Here is an 18,830-nt window from a genome sequence, read left to right on the forward strand (position 1 = left end):
GCGCGATGACCAAACCGTTGGAGCGCGGGCGTGCCGCGGCGAGCGGACAGGCCGGCCGGCTATCGCCGGCGCGGCTTTTTCGCGCCGCCGTTGCGGGCGACGCGGGCGCATGCGCGCCGCTCGTGTTCGCGTCAGGCGTGCGGGAGTTCAGCTTTTTTCTCGGTGAATCGCCCGAGCGATGCATCGGGTTTTTGAAATTTGCGTTTGCGTCGGAATACGGACGGTTCTCGTGGCGGCGTCATTACGTCGCCGTCACGGAGAGCGGCGACGTCTGCGCGGTGCTGGCCGCACATGACGGCCGCAAAACCCGTTTCGACGATCTGCATGTCGCTTGGATGTTGCTGCGTTGGTTCGGCCCGCTGCGCACGGTTGGCATGCTGCTGCGCGGGCTCGTGCTGGAAAGCGAGTTGCCGGCGCCGAAGCGCACGCAGACCCTGATTGCGCATTGCGCGACCGACGAGCGCTGGCGTGGCTGCGGCGCGTTCAGCGCGTTGTTCGACGATGCGCGCTCGGCGGGTCTGTTTGGCGCCGAAGCGGGCAGGGACGTAGTGCTCGATGTGCTGGTCGATAATGTTCGCGCTCGCGGGCTTTACGAGCGTCTTGGCTTCGTCGCGATACCCCGGACGCGGGCGCGGTCCGCGCGATTGCCGAAGGAACTGGCATCGGTTCGAATGCGCTTCGATGCCGGCGGCGATGCTCGATGATGGCCGCGCGCGGCGATTGTCCGCTATGCCGTTAGCCCGGATGGCTGCGGCTGCCGACAGCGGGCGTTTGCGCATGAGAAAAATATCGATGACGCTTGAAGCCGGCGCAGCGTCGGCGCGCGTCCGCTATCGCAGCGCTTGCGCGCGGCTGGAGCGACAGCTTAACCGCCCGGCGAACCGTCGCCGAAAATCGGTGGCGCCGAACGTGAGGATCGCTTGCACCGGTGCCGAGCAACTCGGCGATACGTGCGCTGCTCGAAACCGGACAGGCGGCACCGTGCATTGCAGCGCTGCATGACACGCCCCCGCGCTCGATGCGCATCCGGCCCGGCCGTTTGATTTTCTCTAAGAGACGATATGACTTTCGATGCTTCAACGTTCGTCGTGCATGACGTCGAATGGTTTCCTGTCGTTCGGGTGCAATCGGAGGCGATTCGTCCGGGTTACGCGGTTCAGTGGGTGGCGGAAATGAATGCGCTGATCGCGCGAGGCGAGCCGTTCGCCGTGATTTATGTCGGCGCGCAAAGCGATGAGGCGCATGAGGATCGCAAGCGGCGAGGCATCTGGCTCAAACAGCATGCGGACGCGCTGGCCCGTAGCTGCAAGGTGCTCGTCACGGTCGAGGCGGACGATGTGTTGCGCGAGGTCGCGCGCGTGAGCGGCAGGGGCGTAACGCGGGCGTCCGGCATTCCCCATCGGGCGGTCGCGAATTGGAGCGACGCGCTCGATATCGTGTCGTGCCGCGTCGAAGTGAATTGAGGGGTTTTACGGCGCGGAACGGAAATGAAAAAGGGTCTCCATAGGAGACCCTTGTACATCTTGGTAGGCCGTACTGGATTCGAACCAGTGACCAACGGATTAAAAGTACGATGAATTGAATGTACACCTTTGATTTATAAGGATAATCTGATGGCCGCATCTGACCGCGAATCGGATCAGGCAGTTACATACCCCACGTTTCCCCCCACGGCAAAGCCGGTTCCTGTAGGGGCACATGACACAGCCGCACAGCGAGCTTGGGAGCACTTCCAGGTTCAGCGCGGCATCGACCGCTACCGCAGGACCCTCGTCCGCGAGAAAGAGGACGGCACGGTGACTTCCCGAGACCTCGGTGAAGTCCAGCATGGTCAGCGCATCGCATCGGAGCTGATTGGCCCGATGGTGGAGGCAGTAAAAAAGGCTCAGGCCGACTACGCCTCCAAGCTGGAAGACCCGAGCACGAAGCGTATCGCGGACGCCCAAGCGGTGTTCGGGGCGCTCGATGCGGAGACCATTGCGGCTTGTGCCGTCCTCACGGCCTTGGCGAACCCGGTAGGCGCCGGCTGGACCAGCGTGCGAGTCGCTTGCGCCGCTCGCCTGCGCCACGAGCTGGAGTACCAGGAGTGGGCACGGGCTGAAAAGGAGGTGGAAAAGTATCGCAAAGAGCACGCCCTAGATGGCGTCAACATGTTCAAACTGATGTTGCGCCGGAACAACGGCGAGGTCGATAAACGGGTGTTCGACAAGTGGTCGAAGAAGACCCAGACGCTCGTGAAGCTGGACTGGACTCACGAGCAGAAAGTCCACATCGGGGATTCGGTGATGGCGCTCCTGGTCGAATCGAACGGCTGGTTCGAGGTGAAGGAGCAGCGCGAGGAGGGCAGCAAGTGGCCCAAGCTGGTCTTCGGGATGACCGAGACCGCCCTGGCTCTCACCGAATCCCTCCAGGAGACCTGTGAGCTGCAACGTCCGTTCTTGGCCCCCATGATCTGTGAGCCGCAGGATTACTGCACCCAAATATAAAGCGAGTCACTTATAATCACGGGCGTCACATGACGCTCCCATGGCCTTAGTGCATCCAAAAGTAAAGTGAGTTATTGACATGAATACCGCTGACCATCGCCGCGCCACGCTGACCGTGGGCGACAAAACCATCGACCTGAAGCTTCCGGTGCCCGTGCGAGTCGGGGACCCCCAGTACGAGCAGAAGCTGGCTTTCGCCGTCGCGGAAGCTGTCCTCGAACACTTCGACCAGGAAGCGAAATGAGCCGAATCCAGAAAGCCCTGAATGACCTCGCAACCAGCCGCAATGCTTCGTTTGTAACGAAGGCGACGGGAGCGCCCGTCGAACTCTACGACGACGGAGCGTCGTTTGCGCCTATCCAGGTGACTACCGTCGGCCACTGGTTCACCGCTGCTGACCTGCGCCACGCGGCGAAGCTGTTCAAGAAGCTGGCCGACCAGCTCGACGCCGAAGGGCGCAACGAGTAACACTCCATGCCCATCCGGGCACCCCGAAGACGCTGACTGGAGACTGCAACCATGACGAAGCTGCAAGGCGGCTACCTGACTCTGAAGACCGACGCCGTGAAGTCCACGGAGTTCGCGAACGCTCACACCGCTGCTCTGGACGCCCCGCTGAAAGGGGCGCATCTGGAAGCCCTGAACCATATCCAGAAGACCCGCTGGCGCATCAATCGGGACGTACTTAACGTCGCGTTGCAGTGCAAGGCGCAGGGGCTGGAGGTCTCGGGCTTTCCGAGCAGCGACGAGCTGGCCTTACCGGAGTACCCCGCCTATCTGGACAAGAAGTCCGACGAGTTCAAGGCGCATATCCGCGAGCGCGAGCGTATCCACACCGAGAACGCCCGCAACGCCGGAATGCGCCTGAAGCTGTGGGGCATGCTTCAGATGGCCGAGGAGCTGGCGGACTTTCCCGCGCTCTGGTTCCCGCACTACGCCGACTTCCGTGGGCGCTTCTATCCGCGTCCGCAGGACCTTCACACGCAGGGCGATTCTCTGGTCAAGGGCCTCCTGGAGTTCTCCGAGCCGGTCGCGCTGACTGACCGGGGCTGGTACTGGATTCGCGTGAACACCGCGAACTACTTCGGCCAGGACAAGCTGCCTATTGAGGAGCGGGCGCAGTGGACGATGGATCACCTGGAGGGCATCCTGGCCGTTGCCACGGACCCGCTGGACGACCACAAGGCGTTCGAGTTCTGGAGCACCTGCGACTCCCCGTGGGAGTTCCTCGCGGCGTGCCTGGAAGTAAAGCGAGTCGCTGACTTCATGCTGGCGAACGGGACGTGTGAGGGCTTCGAGTCCCGCATGGTCTGCCGCTACGACGCGACGTGCTCCGGTATCCAGCATCTCGCGGCTCTCATGAAGGACGAGAAGTCAGCTGTGCGCGTCAACGTGCTCCCCACGGGCAAGCGCGAGGACATCTACAAGGCCGTGTGTGAGGTAGTGGCCGCTGAAGTGCAGCGCGACGTGGTGAATAGCGCCACGATGGCTATGGCGTCCCTCTGGATCGGTAAGGTGGAGCGTAAGACCGTGAAGCGGGCCGTTATGACGACCCCCTACGGCGTGTCCGAGCGCGGCATCCTGACCCAGTTGGTCCAGGACGGCTTCGCGGACCACATCGAGAACGGGAAGGAGCGGTACGCCGCCGCCGAGTACCTGACGCAGAAGATCGTCGGTGCGCTGGACGAATCCATTGAGGCTCCGCGCCGCGCGATGGACTATTTCCGCTCGGTAGCCGTGTTCCTGGAGGAGCGCGGACTTCCTTTGGTCTGGGACACGCCGAGCGGGTTCACGGGAAAGCAGGCGTACTACAAGACTGCCGAGAAGCGTATTCGCACACTTCACGGCGATGTCACCGTGCGCTTCGAAGAACCCGCAGCGGGCTTCAAGCCGGGCAAGCAGAAGCTCGGCGCGGCTCCGAATGTCGTCCATTCGTTCGACGCGGCCCACCTTGCCCTCGTGTGCGTCGAGATGAAGCACCGAGACGTCCGCGATCTCGCGTTCGTTCACGACTCCTTCGGCTGTCACGCCCAGAACAGCGACCTTCTTCTCGAAGTCACCAAGCAGCAGTTTGTTGCGCTGTACAGCGGCGATACCCTGGAGCAATGGCGACAGTCCGTCATCAAGCACTCGGGGTGCCCGGACATCCCTGAAATTCCACCACTCGGCAACCTGGACGTACAGCGCGTCCTGGAATCCGAGTTTTTCTTCTCGTGAAGTAAAGCGAGTTACTTATAACTGAACAAATCACCTGGACGACGCAATGCAGACCTTCAAGAAACTCGCATACACCGACTTCCACCAGATGAAGGCCGCGCTCGAAGCGGGCACGGTTTTGCGTATTAAGGACGGCGCAAAGAATCACCGCGTGACCCATATCGTGCCACTCGGCTCCGGTAAGACATCTAGCGTGTACTACGACGACAACGGACGCCACTACGGCTACTTCAACCCGGACGGCTCCAACGACGCCAGTGATGCGTTCATCTACGTGGAGTCCATGGCTCCGAGCCTGGCCGATCAACTCAAAGGCAAGCTGACCGCAGCTACGGTGAACGTTGCGGCCGTGGCCGCCCCCGTGATGCCGTTCCTCGAACGCTTCATCGCAGGTACAGCGTTCCATACGCCACATACACGTGAGGTCGTGGTGGGCGTGGCATTCGAGCGGGGCCACAACCGCCTCAACGTGACGCTGCGCGACGAGAACGGCAAGGAGCGCGTGACGCCCCGCTACAACCTCGACGGCACGCACAAGTTCCGCCCGGAACGCAACCTGGTCGCAGGCAAGCTCCCGCCGAAGCTGGTGGAGCGCAAGGTCTTTATCTACCGCCACGCCTACAACGGCTCGTTGTTCGTGATCCGCGACGGCGAAGTGATTCCGAACATCCGGGGCATCTCGAACGCGACGAAGGTGGGCGAGACGACGATCCGCGAACCGCAATAAACCCCGCACAGGGTGATGACCCTGACAACCCTCCTGGCCCGCGCAAGCGGGCTTTTTCACATCTATACCTAGCACACACATGGCAGAAGCAAAGAAGAAGTCCAAGATCGTCGGAAAGTTCGTGACGCCGAAGGGCGTCTTCCAGTACGCGTGGCTCGACAAGCCGGACAACTCGGAATACGGGAAGGGCAAGTACAAGTGCGCGATCTTGCTGGAGCAAGGCGTCAAGGAGAACGACGAGTTCGCCAAGAAGCTGAACGACCTCCACAAGGCCGCACGCGGCAAGAACGACGCGAAGCCTGCGAAGGACGGTTCGGCGCTGGCGGACGAGGCCGCCGAGGAAGGTAACGACAAGAAGGAGCGGCTGCGCGGCTTCTGGGTCATCACGGCCAAGTCCAAGCAGAAGCCCGAGCAGAAGGCGGCAGACGGTAAGACGAGCCTGAAGGAGACCGCAAAGAGCGGCGACTTCGGCCGCCTGTCGGTTGCCGCTGCCGAGTACGACACCGGCAGCAACAAGGGCGTCACGCTGTATCTGAACGGCGTCAAGCTCTTGGAGCGCCGCGCTCAGTCGGACCTCGGCTTCGAAGACGAGTCGGAAGACTACGAGAACGATGAAGGTACGCCGTCGCTGAACGAAGACGAGTCGGACGATTCGAGTGCTGCGGGTGACGACAAAGACTTCTAATGTACGCGTGGACGTGGTGCCTGTACCGGCTCCGCGCCCACGCGTGACGAAGTTCGGCAGCACCTATATGCCCGCTGCGTACAAGGTCTATCAGAAGGCCATCGCGGCGGCGCTTCCCAAGCTGGACTTGCAATTCACTGGCGAACTCGAACTGACCTTGGAGTTCATCTGTAAGCCCATCGCGAAGTCGAAGTACACGACGCCGATGGGAGACGTGGACAACCTCGCGAAAGGCGTGATGGACACCCTCACCGATGAGGGCTGGTGGGAAGACGACCGCCAGATCATGCAGCTCGCAGTCCGCAAGCGCTTCCCCGAGCAGGGCGAAGACCCACACATCCGCATCTTTATCCGAGAACTCACATGATCCAGTTCCTCCTCAAGCTCCTCGTCAAGTTCGCCGCCGCCCTCGAAGCTGCCGCCGAGAAGGAGCAGAAGAAGTGCGAGGCCGCACTCGCTGCTGCCGCAGCAAAGGTGACGCAGGCCAACGCACATCGCGCGGCGACGCGTCAGGCACGACAAGTCGCAGCAGCGCTGAAGGATGTCGTCGCAGGCCCGGCCGCGTCCCAGGCACCGCAGCAGTAATACCGGTCTCGACGGCACCGGACACCGAAGCCGTCGTCTCTCACTCCACCCACCATGAAAGACACGCAGACCATGAAACTCACCCCGCAAGCGCAGATCGTCCTCCGTCACCTCCAGTCGGTGGGCAGCATCACGAACGTCGAAGCAAATGCCGTCCATCGCGTGCGTTCGCTGTCGCGCCGAATCACCGAAATCCAGGACGCCGGCTATCGGATCAACAAGGTTCGTCGCCGCGATTGCACGGGCCAGCAGTACGTCCGCTACAGCCTGGAGAAGTGATGCGGCTTGAACACCACACGTATCGCGCGGTAAGCAACGGCGACGAATCGTCGTGCGCCGGATGCGTATTCGATCTCAAGAACGACAACATCGGCTGCGTAACTCACGCCTGCTCGGGATTCGAATGGCCCGAAGACGACCCGCTCCACGACGCCAAGAACATCATCTGGATCAACCCGCAATGAATCGACCCTACGGAAAACCGAAGGACCGCTACATCGCGGCCGCGCAGACGGCTGGCCTGTTGGTGGCACTGCCGTTCGCTGTCACCTGCCACGTGGTCACGGGTTGCGTTCGCGCTTTGAGCGAGATCATGGAAGACCTGCGCCGCTGCTTCGAAGGCGGCTTCGTCCATACAGTCCGCAAGGTCCACTCCGAAATGATGGACCACGCCTCGGGCAAGCGTGCCCGCCGCGAACGCCTGCGCAAACAAGGCCAGTAATGCGCCGCTACCGCGATGTCCTGGTCCAGCCGGGATGCTCGCTGGATCAAGCACTGGAGGCCGGCGACTACGCCTTGGCCGCCCGAATCTACGAGGAGTGTGAGGTCGAGTTCGCCCGCTCCTATCCCATCTTCACCGCATACCCGAAAGCTGACGAATGAAGAAAGCACAACAACCGACTGTCACCCTGAAATTCCGTGGCTACTTCGCCGCGAAGACTGGCACTGACCAGTGGTTCCTGCGCGGTCGCGGCGAGCGCCGCGTGGTCACGCATAGCGAACTCCTCAACGTCGTCAACGCGCGTCCGAAGCGCAAGGGAAGTGCGCGATGAGCGTCATGTATCTGTCGCGATTCCACGTCGAGTCGCCTAACGGCCTGACGTTCCGTGGCCCGTACCGCAGCAAAGGGGCATGCACACGTATCTTGCGCAGCCTCCAGGCGTATCACGACCGACTGAAGGCGGCGGGCCATGTGACGCACGAAGATTTCTCGAAGTACCGGATCGTGGAGACGCGATTCGTCTACGAGCGGACGATCACCCACGAGCCGAAACTCTGATGCCCCACACGCACGAATCCGAATCCAACCTCGTGTCGAAGGGTCCGTGCGACAACTGCGGATCATCCGACGCCAACGCGGAGTATGACGATGGACACACCCATTGCTTTAGCTGCGGACACACTGTTCAACCGGGAGGCGCTAGATCGGTACATCGAACGGACGAACAGTCCGACCTACGTGAAACCGGTCTTTTGCGCGGTGAGTATCGCGCCCTCGGAAAGCGCGGCATCGCAGAAGAAACCTGCCGACGCTACGGCTACTTCGTTGGTGAAGACCGCGACGGGGTCCCTGTCCAGATCGCGACGTACTGCGATTCCGCTGGAAGCCCGGTAGCGCAGAAGCTACGCAACGCCGACAAGGACTTCACGGTTCTCGGCAAGCTGAAGCACGCGGGCCTGTTCGGGCAGCACCTGTTCCGCTCGAAGGGCAAGCGTGTCATCGTTACGGAAGGCGAGATCGACTGCCTTTCCGTGGCGCAGGCGTTGTCGCTGAAGTGGCCGGTGGTCTCTGTCCCCAACGGGGCGCAAGGCGCGGCCAAGTCGCTCGCTGCACAGCTAGATTGGCTTTCGGGTTTCGAAGAGATCGTTCTCTGGTTCGACAACGACGAGCCGGGACGCGCGGCGGTTGAGGCATGCGCGACGATCCTGCCTCCGGGGCGCGTGAAGTTCGTGACGACGCCGTTCGACCTGAAGGATGCGAACGACCTATTGCGCGAGCACGGCCCCACGGCTGTCGTGAACGCGACCTGGGAAGCGAAGGACTATCGCCCGGACGGGATCGTAGGTAAGGACGAGCTGACCCTGGAGGTGCTCCTGGAGCCTGAGCCTCCCGGTTGGTTGACCCCGTACCCCGCGCTCAACGCACTTACGAAGGGCATTCGTCCGCGCCAACTCTGGCTTCTCACCGCCGGTTCAGGCGTAGGCAAATCCACCGACGCTCGCGAGTGGGCGTACAAAGCGCTGCTTGACGGTATGAAGGTCGGGATGGTGTTTTTGGAGGAGTCGGTCAAAGACACGGCGAAGCACCTGATTGCGTTGGACAACAACGTCCCGGCATCGGAGCTTCGCGACGACCCAAAGATGCTTGCGCCCGAGCAGTGGGCTAAGAGCCACAAAAAACTCATCGCTCACGGTCGCTATCTCGCGTATGACCACTTCGGCTCCGTAGATGGCGACAACTTGATCGGCAAGCTCACGTACCTCGCGGCGCAGGGGTGCAAGCTGATCTTCGTAGATCACCTCTCGATCGCTGTGTCCGGCTTGGACATGGAAGAGGGCGAGCGTCGAGCCATCGACAAGCTCATGACGAACCTGCGTTCTCTCTGCGAGCGACTCGACGTTTCAATCATCGCGATCTCGCATCTTCGCAAGACAGGCGGCCAGGGGAGATCGTTCGAAGAGGGCGGGCAAATCTCGCTCGATGACCTGCGCGGCTCCGGTGCCCTCAAGCAGCTCAGCGACGTTGTGGTCGCCAAGGAGCGCAACCAGCAGGCAGAGGACGGCGAGTCCGACTATTCGGACCTGCGTCTCCTGAAGTGCCGCTACACCGGACGTACCGGTCTTGCGGATCGCCTGAAGTATGAGCGGAAGACGGGACGGCTCCGGCCCGTACCGCGCGATCAACTGGAAGTTGATGAGTCAGCGGAAGCCGAAGGGGAGTTCTGAACTCTCCGTCGCACGAACGCTGCTCCGAAACTCCAAGTACCGCGCCAAGCGTGACGGCCTTCGCCACACGCTAACCCTCTCTGACATTGCTGTGCCGTCGCATTGCCCCGTCCTAGGTGTGCGACTGAAGACCTCCTCGGGACGCGCTGGTCCCAATTCCCCCTCTCTCGACCGCATTGATTCCTCCAAGGGCTACGTCCCAGGGAACGTCGTGGTCGTGAGCTGGCGGGCGAACGAGGTCAAGAAGGACGCCTCCCTCGAAGAACTGGAGCGCATCTGCTCCTTTTACCAACACATCGCTGACCGGAAGACATGACCGAAGAAGTTCTCGTTGACAAGCAGTTTCAAATCCATCGCCACGCGACCGTGACCGACACTCAGCCGTTCGTTAAGGCGATGAAGTCCGCAGCGGAACGCGCCTACGCGGTCGCGTATGCGGAGAAGCGGACGCCGGTGATGGTGGAGATCATCGTGTACGTCGCTCCCGAGCAGGGGGCGTGATGAAGCCAACCTCCCTGCTGGCCTGGGACTTAGAGACGGACGGTCTCCTCAATGAGCTGACCCGAATCTGGGTGATGGCTATCGGGGAGGTCGGCACCGATGAAGTCACCACGTACACCGACCACGATCCGAACTACCCGCCGCTCTCGGAAGGCGCAGAACGCCTGCGCAAACACGTCGAAGCGGGCGGGCTGACCGTGGCCCACAACGGCATCAACTTCGACCGAAAGGCATTGCTGAAATGCACGGGCCTGGACATCCCGTACACGTCGATTCTCGACACGCTCGTGATGGGCCGCCTTGCGGAACCCGAGCGTCTCGGCGGCCATCGCCTCGAATCCTACGGGATCGAGATGGGCATCCTGAAGGGGACGCACGACGAGTGGGATCGCTACTCCGAGGAGATGCGGGCCTACAACGCCCAGGACATCGTAGTCACGAAGGCCCTATACGAGAAGCTCCAACGTGTCCGAACCTGGGGCGAGTCCTGTGACCTCGAACACACCGTTGCGTACCTCATCGATCTCCAGATGGAGAACGGTTTCCCGTTGAATATGCGCGAAGCCATGACGCTCGCGGCGGAACTATGGGAACGCCGGGACGGCTACTTGGCCGAGATGCAGCGCGTGTTTCCGCCGATCTACGTCAGCGCGGGCGTCGCGACGCCGAAGCGGTCGCAGAAGCGCAACGGATTCGAGTACACCGCCGGTGCGCCGTACACGAAGATCGTGCTCCAGGAGTTCAATCCTGGCTCCGAGTATCACGTCGCCAACCGCCTGAAGAAGAAGTACGACTGGCGAGCGCCGCTCACGGAGAAGGGCAACCCCAACATCACTGAAGCGGTCCTGAAGAAACTGGACTTCCCGGAGGTTCAGCCGCTCCTCCACTTCGCCCGCGTCGATAAGCAGTGGACTCAGCTCGCGGCTCCGCCGAAGAAGAACGGCACGGGCGGCGGATGGATTCACCACGCCGACGAGAATCACCGTGTCCACGGGTACGTCAATTCCAACGGCGCAGTGACTGGCCGGATGACGCACTCGCGCCCGAACTCCGCGAGCATCGACAAGGAGATGCGCCACATCTGGGTTCCACGCGAGATGTGGAAGATGGTCGGGTGCGACGCCGAGGGCTTGGAACTCCGTGTCCTCGCACACTATCTGGCTCGCTACGACGGCGGAGCGCTCACACGGGCGCTGCTCGACGGTGACAAGGCGCTCGGCACCGACGCGCACTCGATGAACCGGCAAAACACCGACCTGTTCTCGCGAGACGGTGCAAAGACCCTGCTGTACGGCGCTCTGTACGGCGCAGGCGACGAGAAGGCCGGCAACATCTGGATCGCGGACTGGCGGACTAGCGGCAAGCCCGTTTCGGAATGGCCGTCCTGGTGTCACGTCAACGGCAAGCTGAAGCCTGCTAAGGCCATCGGCAAGGTGGTCAAGGCGAAGCTGCTCGATGGTATCACTGGGTTCCGCAAGCTGATCGCTGACATCGAGAAGGCTGCGAAGTCGCGCGGTTGGCTCAAGGGCATCGACGGTCGCCGCATCCGCGTGAGGCACGCCCATGCCGCGCTGAACACCCTTCTCCAAGGGACGGGCGCAATCATCATGAAGAAGGCCCTCGCGATCTACTGGCATGAGATTACCGAGGTACATGGCCTGGTTCATGGCCGGGACTTCGGATTCCTGGCGAACGTCCACGACGAAGTACAGCAAGAGTGCCTGCCGCAGTACGCGGAACTCATCGGCACGACTTTCAAGAACGCGATCACCAAAGCAGGCGAGCACTGGAATTTCCGCTGCCGTCTCGATGGTGCTTTCGACATCGGAAACAACTGGCACGAGACACATTGATGCTAACAATCCGTGACCTTCAAAACCTCATCACCGAGATTCGCAACGTTCTCCCGGACGCAGTGATCTCTGGTGGTGCCCCACGTGATGTCTACTTCGATAAGCCGGTAAAGGATATCGATGTGATGACGTCGCGTATCGGACACTACTGCGGCGGAGATGCCGACGTGCTGACATCGTTGGCCCGCGCGGTAGGTGGGAAGTTTCACTACGCGGGGCCGCAGGACCCGTCGGGCGACGCACAATTCGAGTACGAGATCGAGATGCCCAACGGCATCCCGCGTCTCAACGTGATTTCCCTGGAGAACTTCGAGATCACGGACCCCATCGAGAACCTGTTCGACTTCGACTTCGGTCTGTCGCAGATCGCCGTGCTCCCGAGCGGCGTCCTGATGACCCCGGCGTTCCTCCATGACCAAGAACTTCTCCACATCACCTACATGGGTGACAACGACAAGGCGTCATGGCGTATCGACTCGTCTGCCAAGCGCCTGAAACGCTTGAAGGAGAAGTATCCAACGTGGTTTTTCCGCAACTGCGCGGGCCTCGAAGCGAGGGCTGTGTGATGACTGAGTTCGACCTGAAGAAGTTCAAGGACGCGCTTACGTCCACGGACGACCCCATCGACGTGCTCGACGACCTGGACGAGTTCGAGAAGATCGCGGCCGAGCCGTGGGAGGCGGATCACAAGTATCAGTCCCGCACGACCGTGTACCGCCACAAACCATCGGGCAGGTTCGTTACCGTTGCGGAGTCTCGTAGCGGCAGCTACTGGTCGGACTACGACTACACCGTGCCGATGCTGGCCGAGGTCGAGCCGCAGGAGATCACGAAGACCGTCTATCACTCGAAGGGTGATTGGATTTGACCATCGCCCTTATCGACGGCGACGAGGCCATCTACAAGGCCACTGTCGTCAAGGTCGAGGAGACCGACTGGGAGGCCGAGACGGTCATCGACCGACCCCCGACCTTTAAGGAAGCGAAGGTCAAGTTCCACGAGATCGTCCGCACATGGTGCGACGCCGTGGACACCGACGAGTACATCGTGTGTCTCAGCCCCCGCGAGCGCTGCCTGTTCCGGCGCGGCATCTACGTGCAGTACAAGGGTGCTCGCGGCGAGAAACCCGAGCAGTACAAGCCGCTGGAAGACTGGGTGTTCGCCAACGAACGCATCCAGTGGTATCCGGGCCTGGAGGCCGACGACGTGATGGGCGTGCTCTCGGGCGAGAACACGGTCATTTGCTCGAACGACAAGGACATGAAGACCGTTCCGGGCCGCCTGTATATCACTGGCAAGCAAAAGCTCGTCACGATCACCGAGACCCGCGCTGACTGGCAGTGGATGTACCAGACGCTCATGGGCGACTCCACGGACGGCTTCGGCGGCTGTATCGGCTGCGGCCCTGCCGGTGCCGAGGCCGTGCTCGAAGGTTGCCGCAACCTCCCGGAGATGGCGCACAACGCCTTGCTCCGCTACCTCGAACAGAAGAAGGGCAAGTACAAGGCCGTCACCCAGAACCGCCAAGACTTTCGGTGCATGGCGGCGCTCGCCCGCATCCTTCGACCATCCGACTACAACCCGGACTCGGGCGACGTGCGATACGCGTTGCCCGGCCTCAACGACATCTCGTTCAATGCAAAAGTCCTCGCAAAGTAGCGGCTACGTTCCGCTGACCCTGCACACGCTCACCGGTGCCTCTGCGGCGCAGGAGGACGTGGTGAATCATCCGAAACACTACACGTCGCATCCGAGTGGCATCGAGTGCATCCAGATCACGCAGCACATGGGCTTCAACTTAGGCAACGCCCTGAAGTACATCTGGCGCTGCGACCTCAAGAACGATGCTATCGAGGACCTGAAGAAGGCGAAGTGGTACATCGAGTGCGAGATCGCCAAGCGGGAAGCGCAGACGGTCTGATGTTGCCGCTGTCCTCGTGGGCGACCAAGGCCGTCGCCGGGGTTCTCCTAGCGGCCGGCCTGGTCGTCGCCGCGCTGTCCTATCGCGCCCACGTCTATAGCGCTGGCTACGCGGACGGACAGAGAACCGAGCAACAGAAGCATGCCTCGGAACTCGCGTTCGCCCGCAAGACGGACCAGCTCATCTCAGACAAAGCGGAGGCCGACCTCCGCGCCAAGCTCAAGGAAGAAACCGATGCGCACAAAGCTCGCACGTCTCAGTTGGAGACTGCGCTTGCTGCTGCTCGCGCCGATAGTGTCGGCCTGTCTCAGCAGCTTACCCGCCTGCACGACGCAGCCGTCAGCGGTCGTCCGGGACCTGCCCGCGATGCCCCCGGAGCTGGCGCGACGACCGCTCCCGCTGAAGCCTCTTACACCCTCGCGGACCTGATGCGGAATGACGAAGAAAATTACGCAATTTGCCGCAAGAATTCTGCGCAGCTTGAGGCTTTGCAGGACTGGTACGAGCGCCTCCGGGCGGGCAATTCAGGGAGCGCGGAATAACTCCGCACATGGTAGAGGGTCCCTATATTCTCTTAGACCTCTAAGAGAAGGGGACGAGGAAAATATCCCGGCCGATTGCCCTAGCTCGACGGATCTCCGTACCGTAGGCGATTGGCTCCTCTCCCAATACCCCCTGAGCAGCTTGGTGGACCTCGTGCATGCACGCGATTACCAGGCCGCCCATGAACTCGTCGGTGCCCACGATGCCATTCAAGCCATCTTCCAGTTGGCGGATGACGTGGACGAGGCCCAACGGGGCGCAGACGCGGCGGCAGCGGAAGCGGGCTTTTCGTGAACTTCACGCCTTCTTGGGCCGTTGCGGCTATCCGTTTCATGCGGATTGGCCTCTCCGTCTACTGCGCCGCTGCGATCTATGGACTCTCCGTAGCAGTGATGGCATTAAGGCTGCGGTTTGGCTGGAGCGATTGGGCGACGGACGCGCAGCGCTTCACCTATGCGCCGCCCGTGACGCTCGCGGACTATGGGTTCGCCCCCGCGTCCTGCGCTCTCTCAGCGACGGCGCCCGGACTGTCGGGTACGTCGTCCTGACGGCCAGCCCGCTTCCCCAACACACCCCTTACCTGGAGCGGCTTGGCTTCTCCAGGGAGGGGACGAAATACCACCTGTGCCTCTATGAGCAAACCCGACCTCCCCAAGACTCCTGACCCGCCGCAACCGGACGCCCCGGCCGCCCGACTGATTCAGCCGGTCGAGGATAGCCCGGTGACGGCGGCGAAGAACAAGACGAACCTGCGCCGTTATCTGACGGCTGGCCCGTCGCAGAACCCCACGCAAGGGGTGGGCGTCAATCTTTGACGATGAAGCTCCAGGACCGGTATCAAGAACTGGTCCCGGACCGTGATGCTCACTGGCGACGCGCTCAAGCGTGCGCTGCGCTCACGGTGCCTTCAGTTTGCCCTCCGCAAGGGCAGACCCCGCAACAAGTTCTCCCGCAGGCATACACGTCCTTCGGGCACCGAGGTGCGACCAACGTTGCTTCGAAGCTCATGATGGCGTTCATGCCTCCCGGCGATTCGGCGTTCAACATCGAGGTCTCGACCAAGGTGTTGCTGCGCGAGGGCATCCTATCGCCTCCGCCCGAGATCATCAAGGGCCTCGCGCAGTGCGAGCAGCTCATCAATGCGAAGATCGAGGCGCTTAATTGGCGACGCCAAACGTACCTGTCGCTCCTACACCTCGTGGTCGCGGGAAACGTCTGCGAGTACATCCAGCCGGACGGACGCCTCAAGCTGTTCTCGCTTTCGCAGTACGTCTGCGTCCGCGACTTCAATGGCCGCACGATGGAGATCGTTACGGCCGAGCGCCTGAAGGTACGCGAGCTGACACCGGAGTTGCGCAAGCTTACCTCGAAGAAGGAGCACGAAGACGTTTCGTTGTACACGCGCTTCGTGTATGTGTCCGAGGATGTCTACGCGGTCCAGCAGGACCTCGATGACGTATCGGTGACCCCGTACAAAGAGCATAACGGGCTGATGCCCGCGAATGCGCTGGCGTGGGAACTGGTCCCCGGTGAGTCCTATGGTCGCTCGCACGTCGAGCAGAACTACTCGGACCTCATCGCACTCGACAAGACCTCGCAGCAGCTCCTGGAGTGCGGTGCAATCGCCGCACGGAACCTGATCTTCGTCGCGCCGAACGCGGCAGGCGGAAACCTGCGGAAGCGAATCACGGAGGCTCGTAACGGCTCGGTGATCTCCGCACGTGGTGGTGCGCAAGGCGATGTCCAGCCATTCCAGTTCAACAACACGGCGGCGATGCAGGCGCTCAACATCGAGAAGCAGGACCTCAAGCGCGACCTTTCCGTCGCTTTCCTGCTCACGAATGACCTGCGCCGAGACGCCGAGCGGGTGACCGCCTACGAACTCCAGATGCTCGTTACCGAGATTGAGCAGTCCTTGGGTGGCGTCTATTCGTACCTCGGCCCCGAGATGGTCGGCTGGCGACTGAAGAAGCTGGTCGCCCAGATGCAATCGAAGGACGAGCTGCCCTCCATCGGCAAGGACCAGACCCAGATCACCGTGACCACCGGTCTCGCAGCTCTCGGCAAGGACGCCAAGCTAAAGAAGGTTCAGTCGTTCCTCTCCCTCCTCAACGAAACGCCGCAAGCGTTCCAGCAGACGGCCGCTGGCTACGTGAAGTTCGACACGATCCTCACGCCTGCCGCCGCCGCGCTCGGCTTCCCGCAGTCCATCAAGACTGCGGATGAAGTCGCGAAGGAACAAGCTGCCGCTCAGGAGCAAGCGATGCAGGCCGATATGGCACGCGCCGCTGCCGGTCCTGTGGCGGGGCAGATTGCGGCTAACACCCTTGCACCGGCCCAATGACCGACATCATCAACCCGAATACCCCGGCGACGCCGGGGACCCCTGAAACTCCCGCGCTCGTCCCGGACTCTCCGGAATATCGCGCGGCCATGATCGCAGCAGCGGACGCGTCGAACGGCGTCACGCCATCGGAGCCTGCCCCGAAGACCGACGATGCGAATCCCGCAACCACGGCAAACGTGGACCTGAACGCGCCGACGCCGAAGCTGACGGACGCGCCGGCGGGCGAGACGAAGCCGGAAGGAACGGAGAACGCAACGGAGAAGAAGGACGGCGAGGGCGATGCTCCCGCCGCCTACGACTTCGCCAAGGCGTTCGATGACGGCTCGTTGGTCTCGGAGTTCAATTCCGAGAAACCGAGCGAGGTGCTCATCGACGGCATGGCGAAGGCTCTGGGCGTCTCCAACGAGCAAGTGCTCCAGATGCAGGCGCAGTTCCGCGCAGGCCAAGCGGCACTGGTGCGCGAGGCCGAGACGAAGCTGTTCGAGGCTGCTGGTGGCCGCGACGAGTTCAACGCGGTTATCGCGTGGGGCCAAAAGAATCTGTCCCAGGACCAGAAGGTGTTCTACGAGAACCTCCTGAACGGCCCGGACGCGGCGTCGGCTATCGGCATCCTGAAGCAGAAGATGCAGGCGTCGGCCGACCCGAGCCTCGTGAACGTTAGCGGTCGCACCACGCCTGCGGCGGTTGCGTTCCGCGACCAAAGCGAAATGATGGCCGCGATGTCCGACCCGCGTTACCAGACCTCCGAAGCGTACCGCCGCGAGGTCGCAGAGAAGCTCCGGCACTCCCGCTTCTAATCGATCACCGGATCGTGAGCAGCATTGGTGACTGCAACGGACTGTAAATCCGTCGCCCCTCGGGGCAGCTAGGTTCGAATCCTAGACGATCCACCACTTCCTCCCTCCGCCGTCCCCGTTCGCGGGACGGCAAACCTCCTCTATCTCAAAGACAATCAATGTCGTTCTCGAATAATCCGGGCAATCCGGTTGCGTTCGGTCAAGGCCAATCGGCCAATGACGAGCGCTCGCTGTTTCTGAAGATGTTCTCGGGTGAAGTCCTCACCGCATTCACGGCCGCGACGCTCACGAAGGGCAAGACGCGTGAGAAGAACATCACGTCGGGCAAGTCGTATCAGTTCCCGCGTACCGGCACCTCGACGGCGGAGTACCTCCAGCGCGGTCAGGAGATGCTCGGGAACCCGTTCGCGACGGGTGAAGTGGAAGTCACCATCGACGGCCCGCTGGTCGCTCACCACGCCCTGTGGGACTTCGACGTTGCGATGTCGCACTTCGACGTGCGTGGTCCGATGACGACCGATATGGGGCAGGCGCTGGCTCGCATGTACGACCAGAACAACTTCCGCCAGATCGCGCTCGCTGCGCGTACCGCCGCAGTGGGCGAGTTTCCGGGCGGCGACCGCGTGATCGACGCGTCGCTCGCGGCGTCGGGCGACAAGCTGGACGGCAACGCCTGGATGGACGCGATCCGCAAGGCGAAGCTCCTGAAGCAAAAGAAGAACCTGCCGAAGGGCATGCCGTGGTACATGGTCGTCACGCCGGAAGTGTTCGACGCGATCAAGTACGCGAAGAACTCGGCGGGTCAGTACGTCAACCTGAACTCGATGATCCAACTGGCGACGGCCGGCACCGGTGCCGTCCCGACCGAGGCTATCCGCTTCGAGGGTGTCCTGATCTTCGACTCGAATCTGATCCCGCAAAGAGACGATACGGCGAACACGAAGGTGTTCTCGAAGTACCGCGCGGATTTCTCGAAGACCTCGGCGCTCATGTGGCAGCCGGAAGCGGTAGCCGTACTGACACTCATGGGCATCTCGACGGAAACCACGCGAGACGTTCGTCGTCAGGAAGACTTCATCGTGTCAAAGCAGGCCGTGGGCCACGGCACGCTCCGCGCCGAGTGTGCGGTGGAATTCGCCACGGCATAACCCCTTGGGGGATCACTGGAATTTTCTAGTGGTCCCCATTTTTTTTGATTCTTTCGCAATGGCTCTTACCCGAC

General features: G+C 61.8%; 29 protein-coding genes and 1 tRNA gene. All 30 read left to right on the forward strand.

From position 1 onward, the window contains the following. Positions 1–5: 5 nt before the first annotated feature. The 30 genes from AQ611_RS04880 to AQ611_RS05015 all read left to right on the forward strand — a co-directional run bounded on the left by AQ611_RS04880 (position 6) and on the right by AQ611_RS05015 (position 18,756). Entirely contained in the window at positions 6–704 is a 699-nt protein-coding gene (locus AQ611_RS04880) for a GNAT family N-acetyltransferase (protein ID WP_069233859.1), read from the forward strand. Positions 705–1,061: 357 nt separating this feature from the next. Beyond that, positions 1,062–1,463, forward strand: a complete 402-nt coding sequence (locus AQ611_RS04890; protein ID WP_069233861.1) for a hypothetical protein — start codon at positions 1,062–1,064, stop codon at positions 1,461–1,463. A gap of 150 nt (positions 1,464–1,613) precedes the next feature. Next, complete coding sequence (locus tag AQ611_RS04895) at positions 1,614–2,486, forward strand: hypothetical protein (RefSeq protein WP_069233862.1); 873 nt, start codon at positions 1,614–1,616, stop codon at positions 2,484–2,486. 79 nt (positions 2,487–2,565) lie between these two features. Then, positions 2,566–2,730: a hypothetical protein gene (locus tag AQ611_RS25345; protein WP_156789207.1), complete on the forward strand. Its 165-nt coding sequence runs from the start codon at positions 2,566–2,568 to the stop codon at positions 2,728–2,730. Beyond that, positions 2,727–2,954, forward strand: coding sequence for a hypothetical protein (locus tag AQ611_RS04900; RefSeq protein WP_069233863.1), 228 nt, complete (start codon positions 2,727–2,729; stop codon positions 2,952–2,954). The genes AQ611_RS25345 and AQ611_RS04900 overlap by 4 nt, the downstream gene beginning before the upstream one ends. A gap of 51 nt (positions 2,955–3,005) precedes the next feature. Then, complete coding sequence (locus tag AQ611_RS04905; RefSeq protein WP_069233864.1) at positions 3,006–4,703, forward strand: DNA-directed RNA polymerase; 1,698 nt, start codon at positions 3,006–3,008, stop codon at positions 4,701–4,703. A gap of 46 nt (positions 4,704–4,749) precedes the next feature. Then, positions 4,750–5,430, forward strand: coding sequence for a hypothetical protein (locus tag AQ611_RS04910; RefSeq protein WP_069233865.1), 681 nt, complete (start codon positions 4,750–4,752; stop codon positions 5,428–5,430). Between the two features lie 79 nt (positions 5,431–5,509). Beyond that, positions 5,510–6,115 (forward strand): ssDNA-binding protein, encoded by a 606-nt coding sequence (locus AQ611_RS04915; protein WP_069233866.1) that lies wholly within the window; start codon positions 5,510–5,512, stop codon positions 6,113–6,115. Then, positions 6,096–6,482 (forward strand): RusA family crossover junction endodeoxyribonuclease, encoded by a 387-nt coding sequence (locus AQ611_RS04920; protein WP_197517126.1) that lies wholly within the window; start codon positions 6,096–6,098, stop codon positions 6,480–6,482. Before AQ611_RS04915 ends, AQ611_RS04920 begins: the two co-directional genes overlap by 20 nt. Continuing rightward, on the forward strand, positions 6,479–6,700 hold the full coding sequence (locus AQ611_RS04925; RefSeq protein WP_069233868.1) for a hypothetical protein: 222 nt from the start codon (positions 6,479–6,481) through the stop codon (positions 6,698–6,700). Before AQ611_RS04920 ends, AQ611_RS04925 begins: the two co-directional genes overlap by 4 nt. 72 nt (positions 6,701–6,772) lie before the next feature. Continuing rightward, a complete protein-coding gene (locus AQ611_RS04930) occupies positions 6,773–6,979 on the forward strand; it encodes a helix-turn-helix domain-containing protein (RefSeq protein WP_180978160.1) in 207 nt (68 codons plus the stop codon). Then, positions 6,979–7,164 carry a hypothetical protein gene (locus AQ611_RS04935; protein ID WP_102720174.1) on the forward strand — a complete coding sequence of 62 codons (186 nt, stop codon included), beginning with the start codon at positions 6,979–6,981 and terminating at the stop codon, positions 7,162–7,164. Before AQ611_RS04930 ends, AQ611_RS04935 begins: the two co-directional genes overlap by 1 nt. After that, positions 7,161–7,421: a hypothetical protein gene (locus AQ611_RS04940; RefSeq protein ID WP_069233871.1), complete on the forward strand. Its 261-nt coding sequence runs from the start codon at positions 7,161–7,163 to the stop codon at positions 7,419–7,421. The genes AQ611_RS04935 and AQ611_RS04940 overlap by 4 nt, the downstream gene beginning before the upstream one ends. Next, complete coding sequence (locus AQ611_RS25350; protein ID WP_156789208.1) at positions 7,421–7,582, forward strand: hypothetical protein; 162 nt, start codon at positions 7,421–7,423, stop codon at positions 7,580–7,582. Before AQ611_RS04940 ends, AQ611_RS25350 begins: the two co-directional genes overlap by 1 nt. After that, a complete protein-coding gene (locus AQ611_RS25355) occupies positions 7,579–7,752 on the forward strand; it encodes a hypothetical protein (protein WP_156789209.1) in 174 nt (57 codons plus the stop codon). The genes AQ611_RS25350 and AQ611_RS25355 overlap by 4 nt, the downstream gene beginning before the upstream one ends. Beyond that, positions 7,749–7,979 (forward strand): hypothetical protein, encoded by a 231-nt coding sequence (locus tag AQ611_RS26050; RefSeq protein WP_069233872.1) that lies wholly within the window; start codon positions 7,749–7,751, stop codon positions 7,977–7,979. Before AQ611_RS25355 ends, AQ611_RS26050 begins: the two co-directional genes overlap by 4 nt. Beyond that, the gene (locus AQ611_RS04950) at positions 7,979–9,646 is read left to right on the forward strand and encodes a DnaB-like helicase C-terminal domain-containing protein (RefSeq protein ID WP_069233873.1); all 1,668 of its coding nucleotides are present in this window, start codon (positions 7,979–7,981) and stop codon (positions 9,644–9,646) included. Before AQ611_RS26050 ends, AQ611_RS04950 begins: the two co-directional genes overlap by 1 nt. Positions 9,647–9,958: 312 nt before the next feature. Then, a complete protein-coding gene (locus AQ611_RS04955; protein WP_069233874.1) occupies positions 9,959–10,147 on the forward strand; it encodes a hypothetical protein in 189 nt (62 codons plus the stop codon). After that, entirely contained in the window at positions 10,147–12,000 is a 1,854-nt protein-coding gene (locus AQ611_RS04960) for a DNA polymerase (RefSeq protein ID WP_069233875.1), read from the forward strand. The genes AQ611_RS04955 and AQ611_RS04960 overlap by 1 nt, the downstream gene beginning before the upstream one ends. Further along, on the forward strand, positions 12,000–12,566 hold the full coding sequence (locus AQ611_RS04965) for a hypothetical protein (protein WP_069233876.1): 567 nt from the start codon (positions 12,000–12,002) through the stop codon (positions 12,564–12,566). The genes AQ611_RS04960 and AQ611_RS04965 overlap by 1 nt, the downstream gene beginning before the upstream one ends. Next, the gene (locus tag AQ611_RS04970; RefSeq protein WP_069233877.1) at positions 12,566–12,868 is read left to right on the forward strand and encodes a hypothetical protein; all 303 of its coding nucleotides are present in this window, start codon (positions 12,566–12,568) and stop codon (positions 12,866–12,868) included. Before AQ611_RS04965 ends, AQ611_RS04970 begins: the two co-directional genes overlap by 1 nt. Beyond that, positions 12,859–13,659: a hypothetical protein gene (locus AQ611_RS04975; protein ID WP_083237235.1), complete on the forward strand. Its 801-nt coding sequence runs from the start codon at positions 12,859–12,861 to the stop codon at positions 13,657–13,659. The genes AQ611_RS04970 and AQ611_RS04975 overlap by 10 nt, the downstream gene beginning before the upstream one ends. After that, entirely contained in the window at positions 13,637–13,921 is a 285-nt protein-coding gene (locus tag AQ611_RS04980) for a DUF3310 domain-containing protein (protein ID WP_083237236.1), read from the forward strand. The genes AQ611_RS04975 and AQ611_RS04980 overlap by 23 nt, the downstream gene beginning before the upstream one ends. Next, complete coding sequence (locus tag AQ611_RS04985) at positions 13,921–14,463, forward strand: hypothetical protein (protein ID WP_069233879.1); 543 nt, start codon at positions 13,921–13,923, stop codon at positions 14,461–14,463. Before AQ611_RS04980 ends, AQ611_RS04985 begins: the two co-directional genes overlap by 1 nt. A gap of 145 nt (positions 14,464–14,608) precedes the next feature. Continuing rightward, entirely contained in the window at positions 14,609–14,758 is a 150-nt protein-coding gene (locus AQ611_RS25360) for a hypothetical protein (protein ID WP_156789210.1), read from the forward strand. 338 nt (positions 14,759–15,096) lie between these two features. Further along, positions 15,097–15,279, forward strand: coding sequence for a hypothetical protein (locus tag AQ611_RS25365; protein WP_146011803.1), 183 nt, complete (start codon positions 15,097–15,099; stop codon positions 15,277–15,279). A gap of 2 nt (positions 15,280–15,281) precedes the next feature. Then, a complete protein-coding gene (locus AQ611_RS05000) occupies positions 15,282–16,808 on the forward strand; it encodes a portal protein (RefSeq protein WP_083237237.1) in 1,527 nt (508 codons plus the stop codon). Continuing rightward, positions 16,805–17,608, forward strand: a complete 804-nt coding sequence (locus AQ611_RS05005; RefSeq protein WP_102720175.1) for a capsid assembly protein — start codon at positions 16,805–16,807, stop codon at positions 17,606–17,608. Before AQ611_RS05000 ends, AQ611_RS05005 begins: the two co-directional genes overlap by 4 nt. 9 nt (positions 17,609–17,617) lie before the next feature. Continuing rightward, positions 17,618–17,704 (forward strand) — tRNA-Tyr (locus tag AQ611_RS05010). 62 nt (positions 17,705–17,766) lie between these two features. Then, positions 17,767–18,756 (forward strand): major capsid protein, encoded by a 990-nt coding sequence (locus tag AQ611_RS05015; protein WP_069233884.1) that lies wholly within the window; start codon positions 17,767–17,769, stop codon positions 18,754–18,756. The last annotated feature ends 74 nt before the right edge of the window (positions 18,757–18,830 follow it).

The organism is Burkholderia singularis (assembly GCF_001718875.1).
Lineage (GTDB): Bacteria > Pseudomonadota > Gammaproteobacteria > Burkholderiales > Burkholderiaceae > Burkholderia > Burkholderia singularis.

What these genes read in the sequence shown, in the direction of transcription:
- AQ611_RS04950 (WP_069233873.1), top strand. Translation starts at nt 7,979, where the DNA reads ATGCCCCACACGCACGAATCCGAATCCAACCTCGTGTCGAAGGGTCCG.
- AQ611_RS25350 (WP_156789208.1), top strand. Translation starts at nt 7,421, where the DNA reads ATGCGCCGCTACCGCGATGTCCTGGTCCAGCCGGGATGCTCGCTGGAT.
- AQ611_RS04940 (WP_069233871.1), top strand. Translation starts at nt 7,161, where the DNA reads ATGAATCGACCCTACGGAAAACCGAAGGACCGCTACATCGCGGCCGCG.
- AQ611_RS04900 (WP_069233863.1), top strand. Translation starts at nt 2,727, where the DNA reads ATGAGCCGAATCCAGAAAGCCCTGAATGACCTCGCAACCAGCCGCAAT.
- AQ611_RS04955 (WP_069233874.1), top strand. Translation starts at nt 9,959, where the DNA reads ATGACCGAAGAAGTTCTCGTTGACAAGCAGTTTCAAATCCATCGCCAC.
- AQ611_RS04910 (WP_069233865.1), top strand. Translation starts at nt 4,750, where the DNA reads ATGCAGACCTTCAAGAAACTCGCATACACCGACTTCCACCAGATGAAG.
- AQ611_RS04895 (WP_069233862.1), top strand. Translation starts at nt 1,614, where the DNA reads ATGGCCGCATCTGACCGCGAATCGGATCAGGCAGTTACATACCCCACG.
- AQ611_RS04980 (WP_083237236.1), top strand. Translation starts at nt 13,637, where the DNA reads ATGCAAAAGTCCTCGCAAAGTAGCGGCTACGTTCCGCTGACCCTGCAC.
- AQ611_RS04880 (WP_069233859.1), top strand. Translation starts at nt 6, where the DNA reads ATGACCAAACCGTTGGAGCGCGGGCGTGCCGCGGCGAGCGGACAGGCC.
- AQ611_RS04925 (WP_069233868.1), top strand. Translation starts at nt 6,479, where the DNA reads ATGATCCAGTTCCTCCTCAAGCTCCTCGTCAAGTTCGCCGCCGCCCTC.
- AQ611_RS25365 (WP_146011803.1), top strand. Translation starts at nt 15,097, where the DNA reads ATGAGCAAACCCGACCTCCCCAAGACTCCTGACCCGCCGCAACCGGAC.
- AQ611_RS04970 (WP_069233877.1), top strand. Translation starts at nt 12,566, where the DNA reads ATGACTGAGTTCGACCTGAAGAAGTTCAAGGACGCGCTTACGTCCACG.
- AQ611_RS04890 (WP_069233861.1), top strand. Translation starts at nt 1,062, where the DNA reads ATGACTTTCGATGCTTCAACGTTCGTCGTGCATGACGTCGAATGGTTT.
- AQ611_RS04935 (WP_102720174.1), top strand. Translation starts at nt 6,979, where the DNA reads ATGCGGCTTGAACACCACACGTATCGCGCGGTAAGCAACGGCGACGAA.
- AQ611_RS25355 (WP_156789209.1), top strand. Translation starts at nt 7,579, where the DNA reads ATGAAGAAAGCACAACAACCGACTGTCACCCTGAAATTCCGTGGCTAC.
- AQ611_RS05000 (WP_083237237.1), top strand. Translation starts at nt 15,282, where the DNA reads ATGAAGCTCCAGGACCGGTATCAAGAACTGGTCCCGGACCGTGATGCT.
- AQ611_RS04905 (WP_069233864.1), top strand. Translation starts at nt 3,006, where the DNA reads ATGACGAAGCTGCAAGGCGGCTACCTGACTCTGAAGACCGACGCCGTG.
- AQ611_RS04985 (WP_069233879.1), top strand. Translation starts at nt 13,921, where the DNA reads ATGTTGCCGCTGTCCTCGTGGGCGACCAAGGCCGTCGCCGGGGTTCTC.
- AQ611_RS05015 (WP_069233884.1), top strand. Translation starts at nt 17,767, where the DNA reads ATGTCGTTCTCGAATAATCCGGGCAATCCGGTTGCGTTCGGTCAAGGC.
- AQ611_RS25345 (WP_156789207.1), top strand. Translation starts at nt 2,566, where the DNA reads ATGAATACCGCTGACCATCGCCGCGCCACGCTGACCGTGGGCGACAAA.
- AQ611_RS26050 (WP_069233872.1), top strand. Translation starts at nt 7,749, where the DNA reads ATGAGCGTCATGTATCTGTCGCGATTCCACGTCGAGTCGCCTAACGGC.
- AQ611_RS04965 (WP_069233876.1), top strand. Translation starts at nt 12,000, where the DNA reads ATGCTAACAATCCGTGACCTTCAAAACCTCATCACCGAGATTCGCAAC.
- AQ611_RS04930 (WP_180978160.1), top strand. Translation starts at nt 6,773, where the DNA reads ATGAAACTCACCCCGCAAGCGCAGATCGTCCTCCGTCACCTCCAGTCG.
- AQ611_RS04915 (WP_069233866.1), top strand. Translation starts at nt 5,510, where the DNA reads ATGGCAGAAGCAAAGAAGAAGTCCAAGATCGTCGGAAAGTTCGTGACG.
- AQ611_RS04960 (WP_069233875.1), top strand. Translation starts at nt 10,147, where the DNA reads ATGAAGCCAACCTCCCTGCTGGCCTGGGACTTAGAGACGGACGGTCTC.
- AQ611_RS05005 (WP_102720175.1), top strand. Translation starts at nt 16,805, where the DNA reads ATGACCGACATCATCAACCCGAATACCCCGGCGACGCCGGGGACCCCT.